This window comes from Halovibrio sp. HP20-59 (assembly GCF_033052795.2).
Classification (GTDB): Bacteria; Pseudomonadota; Gammaproteobacteria; order Pseudomonadales; family Halomonadaceae; genus Vreelandella.
Map to the genome: position 1 here is coordinate 197628 of NZ_JAWJUW020000002.1, position 15055 is coordinate 212682.

Consider the following 15055-nt stretch of genomic DNA (forward strand, 5'->3'; position numbering starts at 1 on the left):
GTATTAAGCGCTAATGGGGCGCCGCACAGCGAGGCAGCGTTACTTCCGTCAGCGTACCGCCTTCTGGGTGATTATACAGGCTCACGCCGCCGCCAAAGCGATTGATAGTGGCATGGGTTAAAAATAAGCCGATGCCCATGCCTTTGCTTTTCGTGGAAATAAATGTCTCGCCTAACTGGTCGGCAATCGACATCGCGACGCCGGGGCCATGATCACGGATATCAATCACAACGCTATCGCCTTGCCAGTCCAGGCGGATGGCAACCTGTTCGGGGTTGGCATCGGCGGCATTGTTAAGCAGATTCGTCAGCGCTTGGTCAAGCGTCGCATCGACTGCCAGCCAGGGCTGACCACGCTTCTCCGCTACCTCGAACTGATGGCTTACATCCGGCCGCAGTACTAGCCAACGCTGCACGACACCGCTGAGCCAACTTTCGGCGTTGAGTACTTCAGGTTCCGCCATGCGCCGACGGTCCGCATTGGAAACAAGGTTTTGCAAGCGTGATTTGCAGACATCGACTTGCTGGCGCAGCAACTCGATGTCCTCGTTCAGCCCTGAATCGGAAGGGGCGTCAGCCTGCATTTCCTTAAGCAAAACCGCCATGGTGGAAAGCGGTGTTCCCAGTTCGTGGGCAGTGCCCGCGGCCTGGGTGGCAACGGCAAGTACCTGCTCATTGCGTAAGGCGGCTTCACGGGTGCGTGATAAGGCCTGATCACGGCTGCGCAGCGCGTGAGCCATCTTATAGATAAAAAAGGTGACGAGGCCCGCAGAGAGGCCAAAATTAAGCCACATGCCTAAGATGTGGAGGCTAAGCGGGTTGTCGCTATTGATATGCCCGAGCTGCGGAATCGGGTAGTAAGAAAACATTAAAAAGGTATATCCCGCCATGGAGCACGCCGCGATGATCCAGGCGTGACGCCAAGGTAGGGTTGCCGCGGCAATGGTCACCGGGACCAAATAATAAGTGATAAATGGGTTTGTTGATCCCCCTGAAAAGTAAAACAGCAGCGTTAGCCCGGCAATGTCGGCGAGTAAGTGAAGCAAGTATTCAAGGTGGGTCACCGCGCGGGGGCGCCCCAACCGCCACCAGGTAGCGATGTTAAGCACGCCCATGGCGATAATGACGCTTACTACCGCCGTCACCGGGAGGTCGAAAGCAAGCAGCTCAACGCCGACAATAATGGCCAGTAAAAAGCCCGTCCAGGTAATGCCGCGTACGATGGTGAGGCGTACCAAGTTACGATTGGGTGTGGACAGCGGAAGGGGCAGGGCGGTCTGCATAATCAGTTTACTTCTTCGCAGTTTTAATGCGGTGAATGACAATCTTGATAAGTAGTGTCATGACATAGGTTGTCCACCCGGCCGTGGCGAGAATATTGAATACCAGTATCTTGGGTGGAAGCCAGGTGCTACCCAGCATGGCTTCGAGCATGATATGGATAAACATCGCCAATAATAGCGGTAGAGCCAGCGTATGAATCCACATATCGGTACGCCGTTTGCGGATATGGTAACGGCGTAGCAAATACCGTAGTGGCTTATGTGCCCAGCAAAAGACCGCCAGGGCACCGATCACCAATAGGCTAGCGAGGGTCGGTTCTGTACTGCCGATATGGACTGATAGGGAAATCGACCAAGCAAGGCTTAACCATATCAATCCTTCCAGGCTAGCGATGATATCTGCATAGCGTCGCACGTTCTGCATAAACAACCGGACCCTTATATAAAAAGTGCCGCCATGATACGACACTTGGACAAGCGTGTGGGCGCTAGCTTGGTGGATTTATCCAACCGGCTAATGGCGTATAATGGACGCACGATAAGTTAACTCAGCACAGGATTCGCCGTGGACACTGTAACACTGACCCGCCCTGACGATTGGCACCTTCACCTGCGCGACAATGAAGCGCTCAAAGCGGTAGTCGGCCACACCGCCGCCCAGATGGGGCGTGCTATTATCATGCCCAATTTAACACCGCCAGTGACGACGACGGATCAAGCGCTAGAGTACCGTCAGCGTATCCTTGATGCTTTGCCAGCGGGCAGTGCCTTTGAGCCCTTAATGGTGCTGTATCTCACCGATACGACGCCCCCCGAAGAGATCGAGCGCGCCGCACAAAGCGGTATTGTCAAAGCAGTGAAGCTATACCCGGCGGGAGCGACAACCAACTCCGACTCGGGGGTCACCGATCTTGCCCATTGTGACGCTACGATTGCCACGATGGTTAAAGTGGGAATGCCCCTCTTGGTGCACGGTGAAGTCACCCATGCAGAGATCGATATTTTTGATCGCGAAGCGGTGTTTATTGAAACAGTGATGAAACCGTTGCTGAAACGCCATCCAGCGCTGAAAGTAGTGTGTGAGCATATCACCACCCAGCAAGCCGCTGAGTTTGTTGCCCAGGCGCCAGATAACGTGGCCGCTACCATTACCGCCCACCATCTTTTGTTTAACCGCAATAAGATGCTGGTGGGCGGGATTCGCCCCCACTACTACTGCCTGCCCATCCTGAAGCGTGAGCAGCATCGCCAAGCGCTGTTAAAGGCGGCCACCAGCGGTAGCCATAAGTTCTTTTTAGGCACCGATAGTGCTCCCCACTCCCAGGGCGCAAAAGAGTCAAGCTGCGGCTGCGCGGGTGCCTATACCGCACCCGCGGCGATTGAGCTTTACGCGACTGCTTTCGATGAAATGAATGCCTTGGATCAGCTGGAAGCCTTTGCCAGCTTAAACGGTCCACGTTTTTATGGCCTTGCGCCGAATGCTGACCGTATTACGCTGGAGCGTCGCGAATGGCGCTTGCCGGAAAGCTACCCCTACGGCCAGAATGAGCAGATCATTCCGCTGCTGGCGGGGGAGACGCTGAGCTGGGCGATTAAAAGATAGCTGGTCAATTAAAAAAAGCTAATCATTGATGCCATCGACCTATTCACCGTCGACGGCATCGAACCTTTGGCTGGCTTGGTTAAACGTTACCCAGCTGTTTTAGCATTTGATCCACCATGCGCGAAGAGTGATCGGCGGCGACTTCCAGAAACTCATCAAATGAGAGGTGGTTGTCGCCGCTGCCTGGGATGTCAGACAGCGCGCGGATAACCACGAAAGGGCATTGGTAGCGGTGGCACGTCTGGGCAATTGCGGCGGCTTCCATTTCAACGGCCAGCATGCTGGGAAATTGCGCGCGCGTGGCGGCTACCCGCGCAGGGTCAGCCATAAAGGCATCGCCGGTGGCGATCAAGCCTTCACGTACTTGAACTTCCCCTAACGAAGCGATGGCGTGACGCGCGATCTCGCGCAGCTGTGTGTCAGCGTGGTAGGCGGCAGGCATGCCTGGAACCTGGCCTATTTCATAGCCGAACACCACAGCGTCCACATCGTGATGGCGGACTTCGTCGGAAATGATCACATCGCCAATCTGTAAATCGGCGGCGAACCCACCTGCTGAGCCGGTATTGATAATGGCATCGGGCTGATGGCGTTCCAATAAAATAGCGGTGCCTACAGCGGCATTGACTTTGCCAATTCCCGATTGCAGTACGATCACCTCAAGGCCGTAGCGAGTGCCCGTATGAAATACAAAGCCCGCGTGCTCATAGCGCTGGGGGTCGTCTAACTGGCTCACTAAAGTGCTTACTTCTTGCGCCATTGCGCCAATAATACCAATACGCTTCACTGCGCGATGCTCCATCTTGAGAGGAAAAATAAATTGATAGGTAAACCTGGTTCAATTCAGCGTTTGCTGGGCTAAATCGTGTTGTTCAGCAGCTTCTAAGGTGTTTTCCAGCAGTGTCGCGACGGTCATTGGGCCAACGCCACCCGGCACCGGGGTGATAAAACTGGCGCGTTCGGCGGCGACAGCAAAATCGATATCGCCGATTAACGTGCCGTTTTCTTGGCGATTAATGCCTACATCAATCACGATCGCGCCCGGTTTGATCCATTCACCCTTAACAATGCCAGGTTTGCCGACGGCCACTACTAAAATGTCGGCGCGGCTAACGTGATCTTTCAGGTTTCGGGTAAAGCGGTGACAGACGGTAGTGGTACAACCCGCTAGCATGAGCTCTAACGTCATGGGCCTACCGACGATATTAGATGCCCCTACCACGGTGGCGTCCAGGCCGCGCAGTGCGATACCGTTTTGCGCCAATAGCGTCATAATGCCTTTAGGCGTACAGGGGCGCAGTGCGGGTATACGCTGCGCTAAGCGCCCAATGTTGTAGGGGTGAAAGCCATCGACGTCTTTATCGGGGAGAATACGCTCTAAAATGGGCTCGGCATCTAGATGTTTGGGCAGTGGCAGTTGCACCAAGATGCCGTCAACAGCTGGGTCATTATTGAGCTTATCGATCAGGGCTTCCAGTTCATGCTGTGAGGTCGTGGCCGGCAACGCATGTTGAAAAGAAACAATGCCAGCCTGCTCGCAGGCGCGATGCTTATTACTGACATATACGTGAGAGGCGGGATCTTCCCCGACCACCACCACCGCTAGCCCCGGTGCCCTTGCGCCGGCTTGTCGGCGTGCGGCGACTTTTTCAGCAACCTGTTGGCGGACGGTAGCAGCGATGGCTTTGCCATCGATTAGTTGGGCGGTCATGTAGTGAAATCCCTGTTGACGTTAAAACCTGTGGACGTTAGAAAATTAACTATCTAAGCGCTTAGCTCACCGCGCTGTGAAGATCGCAATTTTCGCACGCTAGGGCATTCAGGCAAAGCGCCTTAACCAACAGTGACTTTAATGGTTGACTTTAAAATTAAAAATAGTAATATATGCCTCGCTTGAGACGGACCAAGCGGTAGCGTCTAGGGTAATAGAATCGGGATGTAGCGCAGTCTGGTAGCGCGCCTGCTTTGGGAGCAGGATGTCGGGGGTTCGAATCCCTCCATCCCGACCACACCTAACGCGAAGGGTAGTTGTTTGCTTTTCCCAGCTTTGGTTGTGGCCTAGTGCTTATCAGTATTCTTGCTTTTGAATGCTTTTTGCGCGCCCATAGCTCAACCGGATAGAGCAACGGCCTTCTAAGCCGTAGGTTGCGGGTTCGATTCCTGCTGGGCGTACCACCTAATTCAGTGGTTCCTGCCTATCAGAATCATACTTTCAAGCTATTTCGTAAGATTGTCTTTGGTGGGTGTAGCTCAGGGGTAGAGCCCCGGATTGTGACTCCGGTGGTCGTGGGTTCAAATCCCATCATCCACCCCAGTGACAATATTTGCGTTTCCAGTTTTAGGTTGTGGTGGGTGTAGCTCAGTGGTAGAGCCCCGGATTGTGACTCCGGTGGTCGTGGGTTCAAGTCCCATCATCCACCCCATTATCTGAAGAATATTTTCCCCTCTGTCTTTTCCCTCTTGTTTCAGCGATATCCTTAGTTAGCGCTTATACCCTTAAATGGGATTTTGGTGTGTCTGACTTTCAGGTTTCTCAGTTCTATCGCTAGCGCGGCATTACTTTTATGCGCTGGTCCGCCATATGGGTGAGCGGTTCGGGCTTGCCGATTAAATAACCTTGTGCGTAATCAATCCCAATATGGCGTAACACTTCAAGCGTAGCCTGCGTTTCAACAAACTCGGCGATGGTTTCGATCGCCAGTGCCTTACCCACGGCGTGAATCGCCTCCACCATTGCCCGGTCGATCGGGTCCTGATGCACATTGCGGATAAAGCTACCGTCAATTTTCAAATAATCGACGGGCAACTGCTTCAGATAGCTAAAAGAGGAGAGGCCGGTACCAAAGTCATCCAGTGCAAAGCGGCAGCCATACTCTTTTAGAGTGACAATTAATTCGCTGACCCTGGAGAGCTGGGCAATGGCGGTGCTTTCGGTCACTTCAAAACACAGCGTGCCGTGGGGTAGGTTGGCCATGGCGACTTGCGTAATGAGGTCGTGGCAGAAGTCGGCATCGGAAAGTGACGCTCCTGAAAGATTGATCCCCCACAAACTATGAGTCGGTAGCGTCGCGTGGCGGTTTTGATCCCCTAGCCAGGCTAATGTATTACGAATCACCCAGCGGTCGATGCGTACCATAAAGTGGTATCGCTCAGCGGCGGGCAGAAAGCTCCCGGGCGTGATGATCTCTCCCTGTTCTTCAAGGCGGAGTAGAATTTCCCGGTAGCCTGGGCCATCGGCACAAACGGCTGCAATGGGTTGCGCAAACAGGCGGAAGGTGTCGCTATCCAAGCCATTTTGCAAGCGTTGTACCCATTGCAGTTCACCGTGCTTCTCTAGTAACGAGTGATCGTCAGGCTGATAGCAGTGGATGCGATTGCGGCCTGCCTCTTTGGCGGCATAGCACGCTGCATCAGAGGCGTGAAGCGCTTGGCTCAGCTGCATGGGTTGAGCGGCGTTGAGCTCAACCAAGCCAATGCTCACGCCGATACCAAAGGTATGCCCCTGCCAGGCAAAACGATACTGCTCAATATCACAGCGTAGTGCTTCGGCAATCTTTAATGCTCGCTCTATACCGCAATCAGGTAGTAATAAAGCGAATTCATCACCACCTAGGCGGGCGGTGATATCGCTGCTGCGCACATGATTTTTCAATTTTAAAGCTAATTGTCGTAGCAGCTCATCTCCCGCGAGATGGCCGCAGGTATCATTGACGATTTTGAACTGATCAAGATCCAGATAGCACAGCACGTGGTGGCCATCGTCTCGACTGAGTAGCGCACTGAGCGCGGATTCGAAGGCGCGTCGGTTGAGCAGGTCAGTAAGGTTGTCGTGGCTGACCTGATAACTCAGCTGTTCGGCAAGGTGGCGGGTAAGGCTGATATCTTGAAAGACTACCACTGCTCCCAGGGTGATGCCGGCGCGTGAGCGTATCGGTGAGGCGCTATGCTGGATGGGGGTGTGCGAGTGATCGCGCTTGACCAGTAGACAGTGTTCGGTGGAGTGCACTGGTGTCAGCTGGGTGAGCACTTGCCGGGCAGGGTTGCTTAGCGGTTCGCTGCTGAACTCGTCAATCAACCGATAAACCCGATGGATCGGTTTGTCGACCGCTTCTTTAAGTGTCCAGCCCGTTAAGCGCTGTGCTTCGCTGTTAATAAAGGTCACGTTGCCACTCGCATCGCAGGTAATCACACCATCGCCGATAGAGGCAAGCGTCGTTCTGGCAAGGTCACGCTCACGGTTCAATTGTTCCTGCAGCTGTTTGCGTTCGGTAATATCTCGCACCATGCCCGAACACTCAGAAACGGACCCACTGGCCCCCTCGCTGACCTGTACTTCCAGGTAGCGCACGCCTTGGTCAGCGCTGCGTCGTTTAATCTCGTGACGCGCACCAGGAGTGAGATGATGATTGGGCAGCAGCCGCGATATGGGTTGACCGATAAGCTGAGCGGCGTCCACTTCGAATAGCTGCTCCGCACCGGGGTTAAGACTCGTTAAGGTACCGTCTGCCTGCCAGGTAATCACGCCATCGCGGAGGTTGCGTAACATCACACGGGTGTGTCCAACGGCACGTTCAAGGGCTTCGGTTACGCGGTTATAGCTCGCTGCTATTTCGCCCACTTCGGTAAACGGGTCAGCCTCGATTCGCTGGCGCATATCGCCCTGTTGTTCATGTTGGCGCATATGTTCAAGCAGCTCGTTTAGCTCATTGTTAGCGCCGTGTTCGGCTAAGTTGAGCCCCATCTTTTCTGCCTCAGGTGAGACGCGTATAGGCAGGAAGCGCCGAGTGATGCGAAATAGCAGCCAGGCGCTGCCAAAGCTCCAGACACCGCACACCACAACGCCGATCAGCTGAATACCAAACTGAGCGGACCGAGACAAGCCGCTATCCAATAGTGTCAGGTCGGCCACCCAGGGCAGTGCTAGCGTGCCCCATACGCCAGCGACGAGGTGCGAGGGTATGGCACTGACCGCATCATCAATATGCTTACTTAGCAGCCATTCGCTGGTTAGCACCATCAGTACGCCGCTAACCGCACCCAATCCAAACGCTGCCGATAAGGAGATGACATGAGCGCCGGCGGTGACGGCGACCAAGCCCGCGATGGCGCCATTAATCGCATACATTACGTCTGCGTAGCGCCGCGTACGCAGCCCCATTAGCATTCCCGAAAGAATCCCGCCGACGGCGCCCATCACCGTATTAGCAATTATGCTGGGTATTTGCGTGGTCACGGCCAGAGTGCTGCCGCCATTAAAGCCAAACCAGCCCAGAATCATAAACAGCGCGCCAAGCATGGCCAGGGGGAGGTTGCCTGAGGGGAAGGCAGTGGGCGGCTTGCCATGGATGAAGCGCCCGCTACGTGGTCCAATACAGAGTACGGCGGCCAGGGCGACCCAACCGCCCACGCTATGCACCACCGTCGAGCCCGCAAAGTCGACAAACCCAAGCGCCCCTAGCCAGCCTTGCGTGCCATCCAAAAGCCCGCCCCATGCCCAATGGCCAAATACTGGATAGATCAGCAAGGCTATCCAGAGGGCCGTCCAGGTATAGGCTAAAAAGGGCATGCGCTCTGCTACCGCCCCCGACACAATGGTAGCGGCGGTGGCACAGAACATTGCTTGGAAAATAAACAGGGTGATTACCCAGCTACTGGAAGCTTCTAACTGCCAACCAAATAGCGTTGTGCCGATGAAGCCGAGGTGGGAGTCGCCAAACATGATGCCAAAACCGACTAGCCAAAAAATACTGACGGCGATAGCAAAGTCCGCTACGTTTTTCATAGCGACATTGATGGCGTTTTTGGTACGCGTTGTACCCGCCTCCAGGCAGAGAAAACCTGCCTGCATAATGAATACCAGCGCGGCTGCCCATAACACCCACAGCGTGTCGAGCAATGAATTATCCAAAACTTGCGTGGCCTGCATGGGGTTTCCTTAGCGGTTTTGGTGCATTAAATGCTTCTTTATGGTGCTAAATGAGCGGTAAGGTGACTAATGTTCTACCAAGCGCTATGCATAAATAGCACATTGCTAATGTTCCCTAATGAAAACTAAGCAATTGTTATGCCGACTGCAGTGTTGTCACCCCTTTTTAGTATTTCAGCGACATTAATGACTGATTTTTAATTTAAAAAGAGTGTTTTCTACTCTATATAAGCGGCTTTATTGGTGATATTTTTCAATTAGTTAATGTTATTAGTTTGCTGCCAGTAAGCGTTTTACATACGAAAAGAGGGGTGCATCAAAATGGCGCGTCAAATAGTCGTTCTGGGAGCGGGCATGGTGGGTGTCAGTATCGCCTGGCATCTGCGCCAGCGTGGGCACGACGTTACCCTGGTGGATCGCCTTCAGCCGGGTCGCGAAACCTCGTTCGGTAACGCGGGGATTATTCAGCGTGAGGCCGTCAAGCCTTACCCTTTCCCCCGCGATGTCAAAACGCTGTTAAGTGTCTTGCCCAATCGCCGAGTGGACATTCGCTACCGGACGGGAGGCATGCTGAAGGCTGCTTCTCCACTGTTACGTTATTGGATGAACTCCGCGCCTAAGGCCTACCAGAAAATCGTGCCGGAATACGCCTCGCTGATTCAGCTATCACTCAAAACACATGAACCCATGATTGAGGCCGCTGGGGCAGGCCACTTGGTTCGTCGGCAGGGGTGGCTTGAGCTTTACCGCACCCCGGAAAAGTTGGCCGCGCGGCTAACCGAGGCTGAAGAGGCGCGGCATCTTTATGGCGTGCAGTTTCAACAGCTGGACCGTGCCGCCTTGGAGGAAAAGGAGCCCGCGCTCAGCGATAGCATTATCGGCGCGATTCATTGGCTTGACCCCTGGACGGTTGCTGATCCAGGCGGGTTGGTCGCGGCCTATGCCCAAGCGTTTAGCAATGATGGCGGGCGTATTTTGCAATCGGATATCCAGTCGGTTCAGCAAATGGGTGACCGTTGGCAGGTCAATGCCGCTGCTGAAGCGTTAGAAGTAGATGACGTCGTCGTGGCGCTAGGGCCCTGGGCGGGAAGCTGGTTAAAAGAGCTGGGCTATCACTTTCCTACCTTTGTAAAACGTGGCTACCACATGCACTACGCGCCTAAAGCGCCGGCCAAGCTAAATTTCTGGATCATGGACGCTGAAGTGGGCTATTTGCTGGCGCCTATGAATGCGGGCGTTCGTTTAACCACCGGGGCCGAACTAGATCGCCTGGATGCCCCGGCCGACGTGCATCAGCTAGCCGCGGCAGAGAAAGTCGCGCGCAGTGTGTTTCCTTTAGGCGAGCGTCGTGATGAAGCCCCCTGGAAGGGTGCGAGACCCTGCCTGCCTGACATGAAGCCGGTGATAGGGCCAGCGCCGCGCCATCCTGGCTTATGGCTGGCCTTTGGGCATGGCCATCAGGGGTTCACCCTAGGGCCTGCGACAGGGCAACTGTTGGCGGATATGATGGAAGGACAGCCGACTGCTATTGATATGGTGCCGTTTCGCGCTGACCGGTTCTAATCGCTATTAATGATCGGACGGGTTAAGCCGATAGTACTAGACGTTGGCATCAGTAATAGCGCCTTTTCTTTGCACGTGGCTTATTGCTTTGCTAACTTATTACTAAACTTGCACACCATGAGGTGGAAATATGGATGTAGGCATTAGCAGTGCAGTGAGCGCATCGCTTTACATGAACCAGGCGCAAACCGCCGAACAGGCGCAAATGCAGGTGTTTAAAGACGCCTTGGAAACGCAATCTGAGCAAGTCACCGAAGTCATGGCGTCTGCAGACTCCGGCGCACAGCCTGATTTAGCTAAAGAAGGCAGTGTGGGTACTCAAATCAATACCTTCGCTTAACCTTTGAAAGTTTAAGCATGTGAGAATTAACCTCGTGAAAGTAATAAAAAACGCTGGCCATCGGTCAGCGTTTTTTTTGATTATTATTGAGCCACTTTGGCTAATATCTCACTAACATCAATGTCCCCAAGGTCTTGATGCTTGAAGCCACCCGCGACAAAACAAGGCTTCTGGCGTTACAATTGCGCCAATGAAAATTGCTCAAAGCGCGGCGGTTCGCTTATTGGACGACACGCTGAGACCACACATTTGTAGAGGCACAATGAAAGAGACCCAATTAGCACGTGAAGCCGAGCTTCGCAGAACCTTCGCTATCATTTCGCACCCTGACGCTGGTAAAACCACCATCACCGAGAAAATGCTACTGTTTGGCAACGCCATTCAGCTGGCCGGTTCGGTGAAAAGTAAGCGTAATGATCGCCACGCAACGTCAGATTGGATGAAAATGGAGCAGGAGCGGGGTATCTCGGTAACGACCTCGGTGATGCAGTTCCCCTACGGCGGGCGTATCGTCAATCTGCTGGACACCCCCGGTCACGAAGACTTTTCTGAAGATACCTATCGCACGCTCACGGCGGTTGACTCGGCATTAATGGTGATCGATGGCGCCAAAGGCGTCGAGGATCGCACCATCAAGTTGATGGAAGTGTGTCGTCTGCGTACGACGCCGATTCTCACCTTTATCAATAAAATGGACCGCGATATTCGTGACCCGATTGAAGTCATGGATGAGGTCGAAACGGTGCTAAATATCCAGTGTGCCCCCATGACCTGGCCAATCGGTATGGGGCGTCACTTTAGAGGGGTCTATCACCTCTATAATGATGTCGTTCACCTGTACACCCAAGGGCAGGGCAGCCGCATTCCCGATGACAAGCGTATCGAGGGTTTACATAGCCCCGAAGTCGACGTCGCGCTTGGCGAAGATCAGGCTGAAGAGCTACGCATGGAAGTTGAGCTGGTGCGCGGTGCCTCGCATGAGTTTGATCTGGATGCTTATCGTCGTGGTGAGCTATCACCGGTCTATTTCGGTACCGCCATGGGCAACTTTGGGGTACGCGAGATGCTTGATGGCTTTGTTGAGTACGCGCCGCCGCCCCAGCCCCATAAAACCGATAAACGTGAAGTGACCGCGGACGATGAACGGTTTACCGGCTTTGTGTTTAAGATTCAGGCCAATATGGACCCAAACCATCGGGATCGTATTGCCTTTTTACGCGTGTGCTCGGGTAAGTACGACAAGAACATGAAGATGCGCCATGTGCGCATTGGCAAAGACGTTAAAATCGCCGATGCGCTAACCTTTATGGCCTCCGACCGTTCTCAGGTGGAAGAAGCCTGGCCGGGCGACATTATCGGTTTACATAATCACGGTACGATTCAAATCGGTGACACCTTCACTGTTGGCGAGGATATGCGCTTTACCGGTATCCCTCACTTCGCTCCCGAGCTATTTAAGCGCGTGCGGCTTAAGGATCCGCTGAAGATGAAAGCGCTCCAGAAGGGCCTTCAGCAGCTTTCCGAAGAGGGTGCGACCCAGGTCTTTATGCCAATAGATAACAACGACCTGATCCTTGGGGCCGTGGGTACCCTGCAGTTTGATGTGGTCGCCCACCGCTTGAAAGAAGAGTACAAAGTCGATTGTTTATACGAAGGCGTCAATGTGCAAACGGCGCGCTGGGTCTATTGTGAAGATGCCAAAAAACTCGAGGAATTCAAGCGTAAAGCCAGCGCCAACCTGGCGATTGATGGCGGTGGCTATCTCACCTATATCGCGCCCACTCGAGTGAATCTGCAGATGACCCAGGAGCGCTGGCCGGAAATTCGCTTCCAACCTACCCGCGAGCACTGAAAGCCGCCATGTTAATCGACGCCCACTGCCATCTCGATTTTACTCATTTTGATGCTGATAGGAATGAGGTTTTTGAGGCCGCTAAGGCGGTGGGTGTAGCGCGCTTTGTGCTGCCCGGCACGACCCGTGAGCGCTGGCAGCAGGTGCTGGCGCTGGGTGAACGAGCGGATACCTCGGTTTGTCTGGGCTTGCATCCTTATTTTGTCGATGAGCATCAAGCGTCAGATATTAACTCGCTTGATCATTTGCTCGCTGAGCACCCTGAGGTGGTTGCCGTGGGCGAGTGTGGTATCGATGGTCGTTTTACCGACACGCTTGAAACGCAGTGGCACTACTTTGACGCTCAGTTGAAGCTAGCGAAACAGCATTCGCTACCGGTGGTGGTGCACTGTGTGCACGCCAACGATAAAGTCGCTAAACGGCTTCGCCAGCTTGCCCTGCCCAAGGCAGGGCTTATTCACGCCTTCTCAGGCTCGATTGAGCAAGCGACCAAGTTTCTTGATCTAGGCTACAAGCTGGGGTTGGGCGGTGCGGTCACTTATGAGCGCGCCAAGCGGTTGCGGCGAACCGTTGAGGCTTTGCCGAATGATGCCTTTGTGCTGGAAACCGACAGCCCTGATATGCCGCTAAGCGGCCATCAGGGACGGCGTAACGAGCCGCAGCGTGTCGTAGAGGTATGCGACGTGGTGGCCACCCTGCGTGGGCAAACGGCGGAAGAGGTTGCGGCGCAAAGCAGTGCTAACGCCGCAACGCTGTTTGGCTTATCGTTAACCTAGGTGTTGATACTAACCGCTAACTGCTCTGGATCAACGCGCTCAATCGCATAAGGTAATGTAAGAAGGGAGGCTGGCGCCCCATCTAAAAACAACGGGGTCATTCCCTCGGCGACTTTGGTGTTCATTACCGCCAATAATTCGACGCTGCCTTGATTATTAAAGGCACTAATCACTACTTCGCCCACCGACTTGTCGTCACCATTGACCACGCTGGCGCCCACCTCGGGCAGCGATGCGGTTTCTACGCTGATGCGCATCAAACGTTTTTTCACCTGACCACGAAAGTGCGCCCGAGCCACTACTTCCTGGCCTGTATAGCAGCCTTTTTTAAAGCTAATACCACCCAGCGCTTCCCAGTTGAGCATTTGCGGCAGGAAGTGATCCTGCTGGGCATCGGTCAACCATGCCAAACCGCTACGGATATCCTCAAGCTGCCAGGCGGCTAGCGCGGTCTCGTCATCATTGATGCCCTCGATTGGGTCTTCGCAACAGAACAACCAGCGCGGGATATCGCCGGGATAGCGTAGCGCGCTGGCTTGGCCAGCCTTGGTGTGGGTGCCCGCCTGTTGAGGGAGCGTTAGACCCAGCTGATCAGCTAGCGCTGGTGCGTTATCGCTGGCGCCAACGATGGCAATGTCAGGCAGGGCAATCAGCTCAGCGCGATAGAAAGCGGCGAATTTTTTCAGATGGTTAGCTAAACTATCTAATAAAGTGCTGCTCAGCAGTAAACGAAAATGGCCATCATCGAGTCTTAGCAGTTGGGCGTTGGCTAACATCCGCCCTTTGGGCGTGCAAAAACACGTTAATGGCGCAAATCGACCATCGGCTAAACTGACCTGGGCACTGGCTTGGCCTTGAAGGAACTTTTCAGCATCCTCACCTTTCACATCCAGAGCGGCTAAATGAGTCAGGCAGACGCTGCCGTATGAAGTATTAGCGGGGGTGGCGGTCGCCATAAGGACTCCTGCTGAAAGCATGAATAGGCGGCGTGTTTGATAACGCCTTTCTTTTAGATATGGGCAGAAAGCGCCAATTGCAAGGCACCCTTGGCGTGCTAGACTGCTCACCTTGTATGAGTTTTGCATAGGTCAACAGGCAGGAATACGCTATGGCGCAGCAATCGTTAACCTTTCAAGGTGTTAAAACCGTCGAACAAGTTAACCAAATTACCACCGCATTAATGATGTTAGACGGCGTTGATAGCGCCGAAGTAGGGCGACATGGCGCCGATGTAGACGGTAGCGCGAAGCGAGACGCGCTGATTAAGGCCATTGAGAAGCTTAAGCTAGGCATAAAGGTCTCATGATGCACACACCCATTACCGTGATCAGTGAACGCAATCGTGTTTTTCGACAGCGGGTTGAGGTAGAGGGTTTTGAGGACCTCTATGCTGATGCGCCGCCTATCGTCGGTGGTGAAGGCAGCGCGCCTGACCCTCACGACTATTTCGATATTGCGCTGGGTACCTGTAAAGCGATTACCGTGCAGATGTACGCCAAACGCAAGCAGTGGACGCTTGAAGGAATTACCGTGACCGTGAAACGCGATGATAGTCAGGAAAAAAAGGGCATCTATAACCTAGAGGTCGTTTTAACGCTGCACGGCATTGACGACCCAGAACAGCGCGCCAGGCTCGAAGAAATAAGTGGGCGCTGCCCCATCCAGCGTTTAATGACCGAATCCACGGTCGAGATCGCTACACGGCTTAGTTAG

13 protein-coding genes and 4 tRNA genes are annotated in these 15055 nt (G+C 53.9%); 11 read left to right on the forward strand and 6 right to left on the reverse strand.

Going from position 1 to position 15055, the window contains the following annotated elements; genetic code table 11:
* Positions 1-10: 10 nt before the first annotated feature.
* Both RZA33_RS03110 and RZA33_RS03115 read right to left on the reverse strand, forming a co-directional pair.
* A complete protein-coding gene (locus RZA33_RS03110) occupies positions 11-1282 on the reverse strand; it encodes an ATP-binding protein (protein ID WP_317506387.1) in 1272 nt (423 codons plus the stop codon).
* 7 nt (positions 1283-1289) lie between these two features.
* A complete protein-coding gene (locus RZA33_RS03115) occupies positions 1290-1706 on the reverse strand; it encodes a hypothetical protein (RefSeq protein WP_317506388.1) in 417 nt (138 codons plus the stop codon).
* A 141-nt stretch (positions 1707-1847) separates the two neighbouring features.
* Here RZA33_RS03115 and pyrC point away from each other — a divergent pair, with 141 nt between their 5' ends.
* Positions 1848-2885 carry a dihydroorotase gene (gene pyrC / locus RZA33_RS03120; protein ID WP_317506389.1) on the forward strand — a complete coding sequence of 346 codons (1038 nt, stop codon included), beginning with the start codon at positions 1848-1850 and terminating at the stop codon, positions 2883-2885.
* A 79-nt stretch (positions 2886-2964) separates the two neighbouring features.
* On the opposite strand, the gene mtnN is transcribed toward pyrC, so the two are convergent.
* Together mtnN and folD are read right to left on the reverse strand one after the other, a co-directional pair.
* Positions 2965-3672 carry a 5'-methylthioadenosine/S-adenosylhomocysteine nucleosidase gene (gene mtnN / locus RZA33_RS03125; RefSeq protein WP_317506390.1) on the reverse strand — a complete coding sequence of 236 codons (708 nt, stop codon included), beginning with the start codon at positions 3670-3672 and terminating at the stop codon, positions 2965-2967.
* A 51-nt stretch (positions 3673-3723) separates the two neighbouring features.
* Positions 3724-4596 (reverse strand): bifunctional methylenetetrahydrofolate dehydrogenase/methenyltetrahydrofolate cyclohydrolase FolD, encoded by an 873-nt coding sequence (gene folD, locus RZA33_RS03130; RefSeq protein WP_317506391.1) that lies wholly within the window; start codon positions 4594-4596, stop codon positions 3724-3726.
* 221 nt (positions 4597-4817) lie between these two features.
* Between folD and RZA33_RS03135 the strand changes: the two genes are divergently transcribed.
* The 4 genes from RZA33_RS03135 to RZA33_RS03150 all read left to right on the forward strand — a co-directional run bounded on the left by RZA33_RS03135 (position 4818) and on the right by RZA33_RS03150 (position 5308).
* Positions 4818-4894, forward strand: a tRNA-Pro gene (locus RZA33_RS03135).
* Between the two features lie 89 nt (positions 4895-4983).
* Positions 4984-5060, forward strand: a tRNA-Arg gene (locus RZA33_RS03140).
* 64 nt (positions 5061-5124) lie between these two features.
* Positions 5125-5199: transfer RNA gene (locus RZA33_RS03145), tRNA-His, on the forward strand.
* A 34-nt stretch (positions 5200-5233) separates the two neighbouring features.
* Positions 5234-5308, forward strand: a tRNA-His gene (locus tag RZA33_RS03150).
* Between the two features lie 122 nt (positions 5309-5430).
* On the opposite strand, the gene amt is transcribed toward RZA33_RS03150, so the two are convergent.
* Entirely contained in the window at positions 5431-8811 is a 3381-nt protein-coding gene (gene amt / locus RZA33_RS03155) for an ammonium transporter (RefSeq protein ID WP_317506392.1), read from the reverse strand.
* Positions 8812-9132: 321 nt separating this feature from the next.
* Between amt and RZA33_RS03160 the strand changes: the two genes are divergently transcribed.
* The 4 genes from RZA33_RS03160 (at position 9133) to RZA33_RS03175 (ending at position 13342) form a co-directional block, all read left to right on the forward strand.
* The gene (locus RZA33_RS03160; RefSeq protein WP_317506393.1) at positions 9133-10374 is read left to right on the forward strand and encodes an FAD-dependent oxidoreductase; all 1242 of its coding nucleotides are present in this window, start codon (positions 9133-9135) and stop codon (positions 10372-10374) included.
* Between the two features lie 130 nt (positions 10375-10504).
* Positions 10505-10714 (forward strand): putative motility protein, encoded by a 210-nt coding sequence (locus RZA33_RS03165; RefSeq protein WP_317506394.1) that lies wholly within the window; start codon positions 10505-10507, stop codon positions 10712-10714.
* A 262-nt stretch (positions 10715-10976) separates the two neighbouring features.
* Positions 10977-12566 (forward strand): peptide chain release factor 3, encoded by a 1590-nt coding sequence (locus RZA33_RS03170; RefSeq protein WP_317506395.1) that lies wholly within the window; start codon positions 10977-10979, stop codon positions 12564-12566.
* A gap of 8 nt (positions 12567-12574) precedes the next feature.
* Positions 12575-13342, forward strand: a complete 768-nt coding sequence (locus RZA33_RS03175) for a TatD family hydrolase (protein WP_317506396.1) — start codon at positions 12575-12577, stop codon at positions 13340-13342.
* Here the strand turns inward: RZA33_RS03175 and RZA33_RS03180 are convergent.
* Positions 13339-14298 (reverse strand): folate-binding protein, encoded by a 960-nt coding sequence (locus RZA33_RS03180; RefSeq protein ID WP_317506397.1) that lies wholly within the window; start codon positions 14296-14298, stop codon positions 13339-13341. The two genes, RZA33_RS03175 and RZA33_RS03180, sit on opposite strands and share 4 nt — an antisense overlap.
* A gap of 152 nt (positions 14299-14450) precedes the next feature.
* On the opposite strand from RZA33_RS03180, the gene RZA33_RS03185 reads away from it, so the two are divergent.
* Complete coding sequence (locus RZA33_RS03185; RefSeq protein ID WP_146873023.1) at positions 14451-14648, forward strand: hypothetical protein; 198 nt, start codon at positions 14451-14453, stop codon at positions 14646-14648.
* Positions 14648-15055, forward strand: coding sequence for an OsmC family protein (locus RZA33_RS03190; RefSeq protein WP_317506592.1), 408 nt, complete (start codon positions 14648-14650; stop codon positions 15053-15055). Before RZA33_RS03185 ends, RZA33_RS03190 begins: the two co-directional genes overlap by 1 nt.